The following is a 13681-nucleotide window of genomic DNA, read 5'->3' as shown; positions in this document are numbered from 1 at the left end:
GCAATAGGGTGGGTACTCCCTCTGATGAAAGAGGCAGTAAACTGAGGATCAACGGGGCGTGAGCAGAAAGCCTGGCCTCTAAGCAGAGTCAGTTTTACTGCCATCAGACAGCAACTGTCGGTGCTCGCAACTGCGCCGAAGTCTACAGGTGGTGCCCATCTCAGTCAAGTAATACAAGATATTGACTTTGTGATCAAAATCTGTATTGCTCAGCAAGTGCTCTGAACTTCAGGTTCTGGACTAGATCTCGCCCTGCCACTCTCCTGCATACGGCCCAAACGCGGCCATGACGCGCTGAATCTCATCTTCGGGCAGCGGGCCACGCGCCACAATTTCGGCGTTGCGGGTCAGGCGCTCAGACCTGGAAGTGCCCACGATCACGCTGTGAACGCCGGGGGCAAACGTGCTGAAGCGGAGCGCGAATTCATCCCAGTCCAGCTCGCCGGGGGTCAGGCCACCTGCTTGCAGACGGTCCCAGTAGACTTCCTCGTATTGCCCAGTCGGGCGGGTCTGAAAGCGCCACGCAGCGTTGGCGACCGGGCGTTTGGCGATGATCCCCAGCCCACGTGCGGCGGCCTCCGGCAGCACATGACGCAGGCTCCACTGATCCACCACATTGACGCTCGTTTGCAGGCTGCCAAAACGTGAAGACTGGGCGGCCCAGGCCAGAGCTTCGTTTTCACCGCTGTAGGCCGCCACCCGAATTTCACCGCGTTCACGGGCCGCGTCCAGAGCGCCCAGCAGGTCTTCTTGCCGCAGCGTGTCCAGTGGGCAGGAATGCAGGTGAAAAATATCGATGACGTCGGTTTGCAGGGTTCGTAGGGCGCGTTCGATGCCCAGCCGGATATTGTCGGGCGTCCAGTCGAGCACGTTGTCTATGCCGTAACCGCCCTTGCTGGACAGCACGAATTCGCCGCGCCTTTCTTTCAGGTGCCGCCCGATCCGTTCTTCCGACAGGCCGTAGCCACGGGCGGTATCGATCAGGGTGATGCCCACATCCAGCGCGTGATGCAGCAGCCTGCCCGCGTCGTCTTCGCCCAAATCTGGGCTGCCGATATGCCCCGCCCCAAAGCCCAGGGCGCTGACGCGGAGGCCGGTGCTGCCAAAATCACGAACGATCATGCGGCACTCTAGATCATTTGTCAGAACAATGGCGTGTCGTTCTCCGTTGTTCTGACCGAGCGGGGCGAGTGAATTTGGCAAGCAGAACGGAGAATGGAGGCGTCGGCGGTGCTGTTGCGGCGAGGCTGTAATTCGGAGAACTGCTCCAGCGGTCCCGGCACACGTCCCGCAAACGGTGCCGGATCAACGATGAAAAATTCCGGTCTGAGTTTCCGGCACTCAGCGGCCCGGCCCTCAGCGGCCCGGCCCTCAGCGGCGCAGCGCCCGCGTGCTTTCTCGCACGATCAGTTTCAGTTCCAGTGGGGCCAACTGTGCTGGCTCGCCCGCCATCAGGGACACGGCGGCGTGGGCGGCCAGTTCTCCGACCTGTTGCGCGGGCTGGCGAATGGTGGTCAGGGGCGGCACCACATAGGCGCTGACCGGAAGATCGTCGAAGCCCACCACAGACACGTCGTCGGAGACGCGCAGACCCTTGCGGTGCAGGGCCAGAGTCACGCCGAGCGCCATCTGGTCGTTGGCAGCGAAAACGGCCGTGAACGGAGTGGAGTTCTCGATCAGTTGCATGGTGGCCCGGAAGGCGCTGGTTTCCAGAAAATCACCCTCGCACAGCCAGTCGGGGCGCACTTCCAGACCATGATCGCTCATGGCGTCCAGATACCCCAGGCGCCGGGCGACGGCGTCTTCCTGAGTGGTGGGGCCGCCGATATGCACGATCTGACGGTGGCCCAGTTCGATCAGGTGGCGGGTGGCGGCGTAGGCACCTCCCCGTTGATCGAGGTTGATGGTCGGAGCGTCCACGCTGACGCCCCCGCGCCCCACCAGGACCAAGGGCATCCGGGCGGCGAGGTCTTGCAGGCGGGCCTCGGAAATCAGGCCGCCGACCACCACGATGGCGTCCACGTTGTGATCCAGGAAGACCTGGAGGGCTTCCTCTTCCAGTTGCAGGTTCCAGTGGCTGCTCTTGAAGAGGGGATGATGTCCGGTGCGCTCCAGAATCCGCTCAATGCCCTTGATCATTTCGGCGTAGTAGGAACTGCTGATGTCCTCGACCAGTACGCCCACCGTCTGGGTGCGGCCCCGAACCATGCTGCGGGCCACCGCGCTGGGCCTGAAATTCAGCTCGTTCAGCACGCGCTGCACGTTGACCTGAAGTTCGTCGCGGACCTTCTTGCCATTGATGACCCGCGACACCGTGCTGATGGACACGCCTGCTCGCTGCGCCACGTCACGGATAGTCAGGTTGCGTTCGTTACCTACAGAGGTCATTGCAGAAAACGTTATCACAACCGGTTACAGCTGCATAGCAGCCAGAACAGGTGTGCCACAACGTCTGTGCGCTCTGCTCCATTGACGCAGAAGAAGGTTTCGGGCCTTGACCGACGGACTGCACGGTTCTTGTTCTGTGATGCATGACCCATCGGTGCCACAACCCGGAGGCATACATTTCCGACAGTCGACTGGGCCACTTGCAAAAAACGTTTTCAGTTTGTATGCTCAAGGGGATCAATAACCTACATCTTTGAAGAGCCGACCTCTGGCTCTAGCCCTCTTTCTGCTGCCTGATCATCCTGAGAAAACGTTTTCTGTGATTTTTTATCGTCTTGCCTTCTTCTCTGACCCTGGAGGTCTTCCATGCAACGTACCCGCGCTCTGGTTCTCGCTGTTTCTTCTGCTCTGCTTCTGGGAGCTGCCCAGGCCCAAAAAACCACCATCACGGTGGGCGTGTTCCCCGACCTCGACAGCGTCATCAAGGCGGCCATCCCAGGTTTCAACAAGCTCTACCCCAACGTGGAAGTGAAAATCAGCTCTCTGGCCTACGCTGATCACCACAACGCGCTGACCACCGCGCTCTCTACGGGCAAAGGTGCGGGCGACGTGGTTGCTATCGATTTCGGTTTTGTGGCTAAATTTGCCGAAGGCAACGGCATGACCGATCTCAACAAGGCGCCCTTCAATGCAGGTCAGTTCAAGTCCAGGTTCGTGGGCTACACCTTCCCCCAGGCCACCACCCAAGACGGGCGCATGGTCGGGATGCCCACCGACGTCGGCCCCGGCTCGATGTTCTACCGCACCGACCTGCTCGCCAAAGCCAAAGTGACGCCTGCACAGCTGAATGCCAGCTGGGAAAGCTACATCGCCAACGGTAAAAAAGTCGTGACGGCCAATCCCGGCGTCTTCCTGATCCCTGACGCCTCGGAAGCCGCACAGATCATCTTGCGTACCGGACTCAAGAGCGGCGAGGGGATGTACTTCGACAAGAGCAATAAAGTTCTGGTCAGCCCGACCAACGCCCGGTTCGTGCGGGCCTTTACAGTCGCCAAGCAGATTCGCGACGCCAAGCTGGACGCCCGTGCTGGCGCCGCTTTCTCGCCGGAATGGACGACGGCATTCCAGAAGGGAAACCTGGCCACTGAATTCAGCGGAGCTTGGCTGGTGGGGCACATGCAAAACTGGCTCGCCAAGGACTACGCAGGGAAATGGGGCGCACAGAACCTGCCCGGCAACAGCTTTGCCAGCTACGGTGGCTCGTTCTGGGGAATTCCGACCCAGAGCCAGAATAAAGACGCGGCCTGGAACTTCATCAAGTACCTGACCACCAATCCTGCGCAGCAGGTGCTGGCGTTCAAGACCACCGGAGCCTTCCCGGCGTTGAAAGCCGCGCAAAACGACCCCATCTTCAATCAAGGTGTCGAGTACCTGGGCAACCAGAAAACGCGCTTGCTGTGGCGCAGCGCCGCCGCCAAGATTCAGCCGATCGACGTGAACAGGCTTGACCCCGTGGCCGAGCAGATCGTGAACGACGCCCTCAGCGAAGTCCTGAACGGCACCAAGGACATCCCCACGGCCCTCGCTCAGGCCCAGCAGCTGGTCGAGCGCCGCGCCCGCTGAGGCCCGCCCTCAGTCCTGATCTGTACCAGACTGATCTCTAGATCAACCCGCCGCATTTGAACCATGCGCGTCTGGGGCGGTGACCACAAGCCGCTGCCCCAGACGCTCTCTTTCTTACCTGCCCTGTTCAGGAGGCCCACCGGATGACCGCCACCCCGTCTATACCCCAGCAGGTCAGCAGTGGCTGGGACAAGTTTCAGCGGCGATATGCGCCCTACATCTTCATCAGCCCGTTCTTCCTGCTGTTCTTTGCTTTCAGCCTCTTCCCCATCCTGTTCAACGCTTACCTGTCGGTGCACAACTGGCAACCCGGCAGCGGCCTGGGCGACATGAAATTTGTGGGCCTGCGCAACTTCTCCGACAACCTGACCGACCCAACCTTCTGGCAGTCGCTCCGGAATACGGCGATTCTGGCTGTCGAAAGCGGCGTGCCGCAGCACCTGATTGCCCTGCCGCTGGCGTTTGCCATTCATATGGGCCTGAAGCGGGTGCAGTCGCTGGTCACCGCTGTGTACTTTCTGCCCTACATCACGTCGGTGGTAGCCATCTCGGTGGTGTTCTTTACGCTGTTTTCCTGGCAATACGGGGCGCTGAACGCGGGCCTGAACGCGCTGCATAATCTGCCCCTGATCGGCGGCCTCTTTCCTGCCGAAAAGATCAACTGGTTGGGCGAGGTCCAGTACGTGCAGCCCGCGATTGCCATGGTCGTGGTGTGGCGCTACGTGGGCTGGAACGTGCTGCTGTACTTGGCTGGACTCCAGGCCATCCCCAGTGACATTTATGAGGCCGCCAGCATTGACGGAGCCACCCGCGCCCAACAATTCCGTTTTATTACGCTGCCGCTGCTGCGCCCCACCATCTTTCTGGCCGTCACGCTGACCCTGATCGGCGGCTTTCAGTTGTTCGAGGAACCCTTTGTGCTGACCAACGGCTCGGGTGGCACGGGCCAGCAGGGCCTGACCACCATCATGTATATGTTCCGCACCTACAACTCCTACTCGGATGCAGGCGTGGCCGCCGCGATGTCCTGGCTGCTGTTTGCCGTCATCGGCATACTGTCGCTGATCAACAACCGCATCTTTGGACGCAGTGGCCTGGCCGGGAAGGACTGATATGACTTCTACTCCTCTGGCTGCTCCCGCTGCACGTCCCCGCCGTTCCGCACGCGGCACCAAGCCCCTCAGCCGCGCCGCCGCGATCTTGCTGCTGGTGCTGGGCGGCATCCTGACCCTGCTGCCGTTCTATTTCATGTTCGTGTTTGCCACCCATGCCCGGCAGGACATCTTCTCGTTGCCGCCTCCTATGTGGTTCGGCAGCAATCTGGAAGCCAACTACAGCAGCCTGCTGGAACGCACTCCGTTCTGGCGTAACCTCTGGAACAGTCTGTATCTGGCGACCCTCACCACCGTCACCACCCTGTTCTTCTGCACCCTGGGCGGTTACGCCTTTGCCATGTACTCCTTCAAGGGCAAAGCGGCGCTGTTCAATCTCCTGCTGGCCACCCTGCTGATTCCGAGCACCCTGAACATCGTGCCGTTTGCCCTGATCATGCAGGCCCTCGGCTGGATCGACACGCCGCGTGCGCTGTGGGTTCCGGGCATGGCCAGCGCCTTCGGGATTTTCCTGATGCGTCAGTACATAGGTACGGCCATTCCCGTCGAACTGGTGGAGGCCGCCCGGATTGACGGATGCAGCGAATTCGGTATTTTCCGCCGAATCATTGCGCCGCTGTCTGCGCCTGCTCTGGCCACGCTGGGTCTGGTCACGTTCGTCCAATCCTGGAACAGCTTTCTGGGGCCGCTCATCATCTTCCGGAGCGCCGACACCTACACGGCTCCGCTGGCACTGAGAACCCTGCAAGGCATCGCCAACACCGACTGGGGGGCGCTGATGTGCGGTGTGGCCCTGACAGTGCTGCCCCTGCTGATCCTGTTTGCGATTGCCAGCCGCCGCCTGATCGACGGCCTGACCAGCGGCGCGATCAAGGGCTGATCTGGATTCCGCTTCATTCCGCCACCACCGGGAAAGCGCCGCTTTAGGCTCCATCCGCGCACCCCATCCTCTTACTCGCCGCTGTGCCCGGATTGAAAGCACAACGATGGTGCTTTCAATCGGGATCCGTATGGGACACGTCTTTTCTTCTTCCTTCCTTTCCCTTTCTGGAGTTTCTATGACCACCTTTCCACAGACTGTTACCCCCCCTGAAGCCAAAGTGACCGACCTTGTTCGCACCGATTTTCCGGCGCAGTTCACCTTCGGTGTGGCGACCTCCTCTTTTCAGATCGAGGGAGCCACGCAGGAAGGCGGGCGCGGGCCGAGCATCTGGGATACCTTCTGCCGTGAACCGGGCCGAATCCGGGACGGCAGCAACGGCGATGTGGCGTGCGACCATTACCACCGTCTGGAAGAAGACCTTGACCTGATTGCCCGCCTGAACGTATCGGCCTACCGGTTCAGTGTGGCGTGGCCGCGCATTCAGCCCAGCGGCACCGGTCCCGCCAACGAGGAGGGACTGGCCTTCTATGAGCGTCTGGTTGACGGCCTGATCGAGCGCGGCCTGGAGCCTCACCTGACTCTGTACCACTGGGATCTGCCTCAGGCCCTGCAGGATGCGGGCGGCTGGACACACCGGGACACCGCCTACCACTTTGCCGAATACGCCCGAATCGTGGCCGAGCGCCTGGGGCCAAAAGTCAAGAGTATTGCCACGCTGAACGAACCCTGGTGCAGCAGCATTCTCAGCTACCAGATCGGTGAACACGCCCCCGGCTGGAACAGCCGCCCCGCTGCTCTGGCTGCGGCCCACCACCTGCTGCTGGGACACGGACTGGCAATGCAGCAGATGCGGGCGCTGAACCTGGGGGCCGAACTGGGCCTGGTGCTGAATCTGGATTCGGCCTACAGCGACACTCCCGACGATCTGCCGGGGGTTCAGCTGGCCGACGGCACCTTCAACCGCTGGTTTCTGGATCCCGTGCTGCGCGGCCAGTACCCACACGACATCTGGATACACTACGGAGCCGATGTACCGGACGTGAAGGAAGGCGATCTGGAGATCATGCAGGCCCCAATGGATTTCCTGGGCGTCAACTACTACTCGCGCACCTTCGTCAGTGCAGCGGGCCGCAAGCCGCAGGGAGCCACCTATACCGACATGGGCTGGGAAGTGTATCCCCAGGGCCTCACAGACCTGCTTCTGCGCCTGCACCACAGTTATTCCAACCTGCCGCCCCTGCTGATCACCGAAAACGGCGCGGCTTACCCTGACCAGCTCGGCACCGACGGCCAGATTCATGACGCCGCCCGCGTGGAGTACCTGCAACAACACCTGAATGCCGTGCGTGAAGCCATCACAGCAGGCGTAAATGTGCGCGGCTACTTTGCCTGGAGCCTGATGGACAACTTTGAGTGGGCCTACGGCTACGGCAAGCGTTTCGGGCTGGTGTACGTGGATTACGAGACCCAGACACGGACGCTCAAAGACAGCGCCAAGTGGTATCAGGGATTCCTGGGCTAGCCCAACTGCTCCACTGCGAATTGAATCTCGGATAACGGCATTTTGTTGGTGCCTGCTGCGCCGCTCCCCTCAGCAATAAGGAAGGAAAAATGCTGAGGGGAGCGGCGTATGCGGTGAACAGGACAGCCGAGGAAGCAAAGCTCAGAGCGTCTCCTCAGCCGTCCTTTCCAGACCTTTCCTCCTCTCACCTTTACCTCTATGTTCAGGAGGCTTGACATGACCAGCAGAACACCCACTTTCCCGTTCATGATGGTCTTGACCGGACTGCTGTTCTCCGGATGCGCAACCCAGGCCCAACTGCCGATGGAAAATTGCGCCTCCGGCCCAACGCTGTCACCACTTCCTGAAGCTCCTGCCGGGGCGTATTCGCCCACCGCGTCGGAGGTCGTCTACACGAACCTTATCGGCGGCAGTGGCAGAAAGCCGTCGGCAGCAGGTGCGCTGAGGGTGGGGATGCTCAACTGCATGGCAACGCTCGTCGATTCCCAGGGCAAGCCTGTTCAACTGCGGGGGATGAGCACGCACGGCCTCCAGTGGTTCCCAGAGATCATCAACGACAACGCTTTTGGAGCGCTTGCCGACGATTGGGGTGCGAACGTGATTCGCCTTGCCATGTACGTCGGCGAGGGTGGATACGCGACGAATCCACAACTCAAACAGCGGGTCCTTGAGGGCATCGACTACGCCATCGCGAACGACCTGTACGTGATTGTGGACTGGCATGTCCACGCGCCGGGTGATCCCAATGCAGATCTCTATACCAAGGCCAATCCGCTGGCGTTCTTCCGCGAGATTTCCCAGAAGTACCCGAACAACAGTCACATCATCTACGAAGTGGCGAACGAGCCGAACCCCAATCCGCTGGGCGTAACAAACGACACTGCGGGCTGGGCGTCCGTGAAAGCCTACGCGGAGCCGATCATCAGGATGCTGCGGGATACAGGCAACCAGAACATCGTGCTGGTGGGCAGTCCCAACTGGACGCAGCGCCCCGATCTGGCTGCCGACAACCGCATTCAGGATGCCAACACGGTCTACACGGCACACTTTTATTCCGGAACGCATCAGGCCTCCAATGATGTGACGGACCGTACCAACGTCATGAGCAACGTTAAATACGCTCTCCAGCATGGAGTTCCTGTCTTTGTCAGCGAGTGGGGGTCAAGCGAGGCCAGCGGCAACAATGGGCCTTACCTTCAAGAAGCGGACATGTGGCTGGATTTCCTGAACAAATACAACATCAGTTGGATCAACTGGTCCCTCACAAACAAGAACGAAACATCGGCGTCCTTCAATCCCTACGAACTCGGCAAGAGCGCAGCCACTAATCTTGATCCAGGCACCGATCAACTCTGGGCACCGCAGGAACTGAGTGTCTCCGGCGAGTATGTTCGTGCCCGGATCAAGGGAATTGCTTACCAACCCATTGACCGGACAGCGTTTATAGAAACGGTCTGGAATTTTGACGACGGGACAGCTCAAGGCTTCGGTGTAAATAGTGACAGCCCGGTCAAGACGGCTACCGTCAGCAACGAGAACGGTGCCCTGAAGGTCGATGGCTTGGCCGCCAGCACTGACGTGTCGGAGGGCAATTACTGGGCCAATGTGCGTCTCTCCGCCGACGGCTCCTCTGCCCACCCCAACCTGTATGGAGCAAAAACGTTGAGCATGGACGTGCTGGCCGCCGTACCCGCCACCGTGTCTATCGCGGCCATTCCGCAGAGCGCCACGCACGGCTGGGCCAATCCTAAACGGGCCGTTCAGGTCACGGCAGACAAGTTCGTTCAGCAGGCCAACGGGCTTTACAGGGCGACCCTGACCATGACAGCAGAGGATTCTCCGAATTTTGCTGCCATAGCCAGCGACACAGATTTGAAGGGCAGCATCCTCACGAATGTCATCCTGTTCGTGGGCACGCAGAATACAACTACCATCTGGCTCGACAACATCTCCTTTTCAGGTAACCGGACAGCCTCTGAGCAGCCTGTCGATCATGCGCCGCTGGGTCAGGCGACGCTTCCTTCGACCTTTGAGGACGGCACCCGCCAGGGCTGGGCGTGGGACGCTGCTTCAGGTGTCAAGGGCGCACTGACGCTCGGGGAAGCCAACGGCTCGAATGCCCTCACCTGGGAGGTCATGTACCCCGACGTCAAGCCCACCGACAACTGGGCTTCGGCACCGCGCCTTGTCCTCGATACACCCACTCTGACGCGAGGGAGTAATAATTTCCTCGTGTTCGACCTCTACCTGAAGCCGGAAGAAGGGCGAGGCAACCGTGGAGCACTCTCGGTCAACCTCTCTTTCGGTCCTCCCAGCCTGGGGTACTGGGCGCAGGCCCAGGAGCCGGTGAGTCTTCCACTGACTGATCTGGCCAGCAGGCCAAAAACGAGTGACGGACTGTATCACTTCCCCATCCGGTTCGATTTGAACAAGTTCGACAAGGCCCTCACGCCGGAGACCGCTCTTGGAAAGATCAACCTGATTGTGGCGGATGTCGAGAGCAACTACGCTGGCAAGATGTTCCTCGATAACGTGCAGTTCACTCCAACTGCTCAGTAAGGCGGTTCTGTGCCGTCCTGACACCTGAGCTTTGTCCTGATGGCCTATGTTCTCCGCTGTGTGGTTCAGGGTCTACCGAACGGCTGAGGCCAATCTTGAGATCCCTCACAAGGTAGGGTGCTTTGGTAGAGTCAGGCGGTATTTTCAGTGATGTAAGCGGTTTTTCCCAACAGAAAGTGCCCTCAATTAAGGGCGCTCTCTGCTGCTTTGTGTCAAGTAATCAGGGTCACCGACCTTGTGTTACCACGACCTTGCAAACAGGAGTTGGCGCAGGTAGACGAAACGGGGCGTCAGGGGCGGAAGATTGTTGGCGTCGTTGAAATCAGTGTCGTAGCTGAAGTCGCGCTTCGGAGCTGAGTAGCGGGCACTCCCCTGTTTGCCCTGGACATGCAAGCTATTGCCGAGGCTTACGAAGCTTCCCTTGTAAGTGAAGGTTCTTGACGATCCCCAAGTTTCATGCAGGCGTGGATAATTTTGAAGACCGCCGTTGTAGGCTCCCGATTTGGTTTCATCTATTCCAGAGAGAAAGGCTGCATTCACGGTGGTGGGGGAAGCTTCAGGAGTACTACCTGATTGGACAATTTCGCCCGTGGCTGCATTGCTCAGAATGTTGATGGCATCGGCAATCAGTGCAGCTGGGCGCTTGGCGGTGGCTCCACTGGATCCTCCAGTATTGTAGTCACCCTGCGTGTAGAGAGATTGGTTCGTAATGATAGTCAAGCCCTTGAGTTGTGGAAGCCCGTTTGTTGTTCCCAGACGAGCGGCGTTTCTGATCCTCACACCATAGTTGGTTGCATACAGCGTGGAACCATTGGTTGCCGGGTTGCCATCTCTGAAACTGAAATGAATGGCAAGCCCTCCACCAGTCGTGTCGTTGACATGTAGGGTGTTCCCGCTGCTGTCCTTGAACGCTCCTGCACCACTTTCTATAGCATCCATCAGGCGCTGTTGATTAACGTCTATCAGGGTCATGAGTTTGCCTTCCCGGTTGTCCCAGAAGGTTCTGGGGCGCACAACGACGGCTGGGTTAAGGGGATTGGCAGAATTATAGGTTTGAAGGGCAGCTGTGGCGGCAGTATTCGGCGAGTCGTCAGCGTTGACCACACTCAGAACGAAGCCTGTGGGGTTTACTGTCACAGCAACAGCTGTGGCTACAATCCGGACATCGGCGCGGCTCCACAGTTCGCTGTTATTGGCACCCGTGGGATCTGGAGCAAGGCTGCTCATCAGTGGAACCGTCAGTTTCTGCTGATGGGACAATACGTTTTTATTAAAGGGAATCAGCTGGGCCGTAGTGATTTCAGATGTACCATTACAGGCCATAGGTATGGTGTAAAAAGTGACAATCCCGCTGCACCCACGCCCGTCTTTGCCATAACGCCCGATCTGGTTGGCGGCCGTCGTCTTTCCTGTAACACTCAGTGTTCTGCCGCTTTCTGCATTCAGATAGAGGCTACCGTTGGTATGTACGCGCCCATTCAAACTCATATCCTCGCCTGGATGAAACTCTAAGTCGTCATCATAAAACGCTGCAAATTGGAACAACGGGACCAATCTGGATTGGAACTTCATTTCCAGTACGGCTTCGCGCTTGCCAGTGCTGCTGAGGGCTTCACTCTTCACTGTGTAGGCATACTGAGCGTAATTCAGGCCCGCATAAATGTCGCCGGGGCCGACCGTACCGCTTTCAGGGTTGCCTGAAATGTAGTTGGTAACGTCCACCATATAGGTATTGACGGTGCGTCCATTGAGGGTGTAAGCGATGCACCTCATATCGCCGCTGCCCACATTGGTTCCCACGCAGGGCAGAGCGCCACCTGCTGTAGAAGGCGCAGTTCCGACTGGACGGAGATAGCCTTTAAAAATATTCCGCACCTGTTCGGCCCGCATATTCAGGCCACCTTCGGCAGCGTAAAAGCCTTCTACCCCGTTCTGGCTGATGTTGTTGGTTTTCAGTTCGGTGGTCGTCATGGTCAGGTAGGCAGTCAGCACGGCCAGCATGACCACCATGAAGATCAGGGCGGTGACCAGGGCTAACCCCTGCGTCCGAATCGATGTCTGTGTATTCATCACGTCTCCCTGTGAACGGTTGATCAATTGGAATCTGATTCGGCGCTGCTGGTATTTCTAGGTGTCAGACGCTGACTGATCGTTCGCTGAACGGCGTTTTTGCCACTGCCTTCGGTCACGGTGATGGAGAGGTCGAGATAGGCCAAATCTTTCCAACTTTTGGGTTTCCCAGAGGCGTTTACGCCCGGAAAGGGAAGTGCGGCTATCGTCGGCGTAGTGCCCTGTAGGTACGGCACAGCCTTGAAGGAAACCACTCGCGGCGTAGCGGCCTGTGAAGTCTTGCCGTTGACCCCCAGCATCAGCTTCCCTCCAACGACCAGGTATTGCCGTTCTTCAATCAGGTAGAGCCGGATATCGCGTTCGGTTGCAGTGGCGTTGGCTTTGACGGGATTGAAGCTACTGGTCAGGCCACTGAACTGAACCAGTTGTGTCTTGAGCGGGGTTCCGGTGGTCGAGGTTCCGCTCAGAACGACATGGTTGCCCCGGCCATCTGCCGTATCGAAGACGTAGCCGCTGACCACACCTGCCGCAATCTGGGCTGTCCATTGGCTGAGATCCTGGGTCCCGGTGGTGCAGGCCGTGGGCAGGTTGCTGATGCCGCCTACAAAAGTTGTGGCGGCTGGATTGTTGGCATTGACATAGGCGCCCAGGACGTTGGGCAGCGGCGCACACACAGGCAGCGGCGAATCGAGCAGGCCGCGCCTCAGCGTCAGCACGCTGTTTCCACTCAGGTCCTGGGTAATCTGAATGGCGGGGAAATCGCTGCTGAGCCGCTCACCTGCCTGACGAATGTCGCTGTTGACAATGTCGAGGGTGCTGCGGGTAGTGCGGTTGCTCAGCACCTGACACTTCGGGAAACTGACGTGCTGGCCGTCGGGAACGGCATCCCAAGGAGCCGCAGGTAGTCCCAGAACACGTCGCCGCCCCACCGCGCCGCCTGACTCAGGATCTGCCACCCGATCCGCGCCTGACTCACGACCGCTCGCCCGCGCTTGTCCCGCCGAGGGGCGTGGGTCTCTGTCCGCTGCGCGCCGATCCGGGTCATCCAGGCCAGCGCGATACACAGCAGCCCAAAGAGCCGAGAGATTCGCTCTGGGGCCGTCATGTGCGTGGCCTCCAGATTCAGTCCGCGAGATTTCAAAGCGGAAAATGCCGATTCAATCGCCCACCTGAGCCGATAGGTGTTCAGTACGTCCAGCACGGGCAAATCCGATGCCACGATCACCCTGTCCCCCGCGGGGGACAGGGTGATGACCACGTGCATCCAGCCCCCATACACCCACGTCCGCTCGAACAAGGTGCGCATCTGTCCCGGTTGGAGCGTCGTGAACAGGTCTCGCACCAGTTCGTCCTCGATCCTGGTGTTCTCCCGGATACGGATACAGTGTCGGATGCGTTTCCAGCGGAGGAACGAGCACCACTCGCGTCCCACGAACTCCCGGTCCGCGATCAACACGGCCCAGCGCCGGGAAGGCAACACCTTGAGCAGACGAGCGACCAGGAGGATCCGGGCAGCAGTGCAAC

The 13681-nt window shown here is 59.3% G+C and carries 10 protein-coding genes; 5 read left to right on the top strand and 5 right to left on the bottom strand.

Features of this window, described 5'->3' with window-relative positions; translation table 11 throughout:
• Positions 1-240 precede the first annotated feature (240 nt).
• Together F561_RS0120605 and F561_RS0120600 are read right to left on the bottom strand one after the other, a co-directional pair.
• On the bottom strand, positions 241-1122 hold the full coding sequence (locus F561_RS0120605) for an aldo/keto reductase (protein WP_019011864.1): 882 nt from the start codon (positions 1120-1122) through the stop codon (positions 241-243).
• Between the two features lie 249 nt (positions 1123-1371).
• Positions 1372-2388, bottom strand: coding sequence for a LacI family DNA-binding transcriptional regulator (locus tag F561_RS0120600; RefSeq protein WP_019011863.1), 1017 nt, complete (start codon positions 2386-2388; stop codon positions 1372-1374).
• A gap of 366 nt (positions 2389-2754) precedes the next feature.
• Here F561_RS0120600 and F561_RS0120595 point away from each other — a divergent pair, with 366 nt between their 5' ends.
• From F561_RS0120595 to F561_RS26260, 5 genes are all read left to right on the top strand, one after another.
• Entirely contained in the window at positions 2755-4011 is a 1257-nt protein-coding gene (locus tag F561_RS0120595; protein WP_019011862.1) for an ABC transporter substrate-binding protein, read from the top strand.
• 143 nt (positions 4012-4154) lie between these two features.
• Positions 4155-5123 (top strand): carbohydrate ABC transporter permease, encoded by a 969-nt coding sequence (locus F561_RS0120590; protein ID WP_019011861.1) that lies wholly within the window; start codon positions 4155-4157, stop codon positions 5121-5123.
• Position 5124: 1 nt separating this feature from the next.
• Positions 5125-6003, top strand: a complete 879-nt coding sequence (locus F561_RS0120585) for a carbohydrate ABC transporter permease (protein WP_019011860.1) — start codon at positions 5125-5127, stop codon at positions 6001-6003.
• 178 nt (positions 6004-6181) lie between these two features.
• Positions 6182-7528, top strand: a complete 1347-nt coding sequence (locus F561_RS0120580) for a GH1 family beta-glucosidase (protein WP_019011859.1) — start codon at positions 6182-6184, stop codon at positions 7526-7528.
• Between the two features lie 216 nt (positions 7529-7744).
• A complete protein-coding gene (locus tag F561_RS26260) occupies positions 7745-10087 on the top strand; it encodes a carbohydrate-binding domain-containing protein (RefSeq protein ID WP_211214844.1) in 2343 nt (780 codons plus the stop codon).
• A 240-nt stretch (positions 10088-10327) separates the two neighbouring features.
• Here F561_RS26260 and F561_RS0120565 read toward each other — a convergent pair whose 3' ends face one another.
• From F561_RS0120565 to F561_RS26255, 3 genes are all read right to left on the bottom strand, one after another.
• On the bottom strand, positions 10328-12157 hold the full coding sequence (locus F561_RS0120565) for a pilus assembly PilX N-terminal domain-containing protein (RefSeq protein ID WP_157452055.1): 1830 nt from the start codon (positions 12155-12157) through the stop codon (positions 10328-10330).
• A gap of 23 nt (positions 12158-12180) precedes the next feature.
• A complete protein-coding gene (locus tag F561_RS0120560) occupies positions 12181-12999 on the bottom strand; it encodes a hypothetical protein (protein WP_019011855.1) in 819 nt (272 codons plus the stop codon).
• On the bottom strand, positions 12993-13681 hold a 689-nt coding region (locus tag F561_RS26255; protein ID WP_019011854.1), incomplete at its 5' end, for a transposase. The genes F561_RS0120560 and F561_RS26255, both read right to left, overlap by 7 nt.

Source organism: Deinococcus aquatilis DSM 23025, from assembly GCF_000378445.1.
Classification (GTDB): domain Bacteria; phylum Deinococcota; class Deinococci; order Deinococcales; family Deinococcaceae; genus Deinococcus; species Deinococcus aquatilis.
Note: the sequence above shows the minus strand (reverse complement) of the source record. Positions and strands in the feature narration are given on the sequence as shown.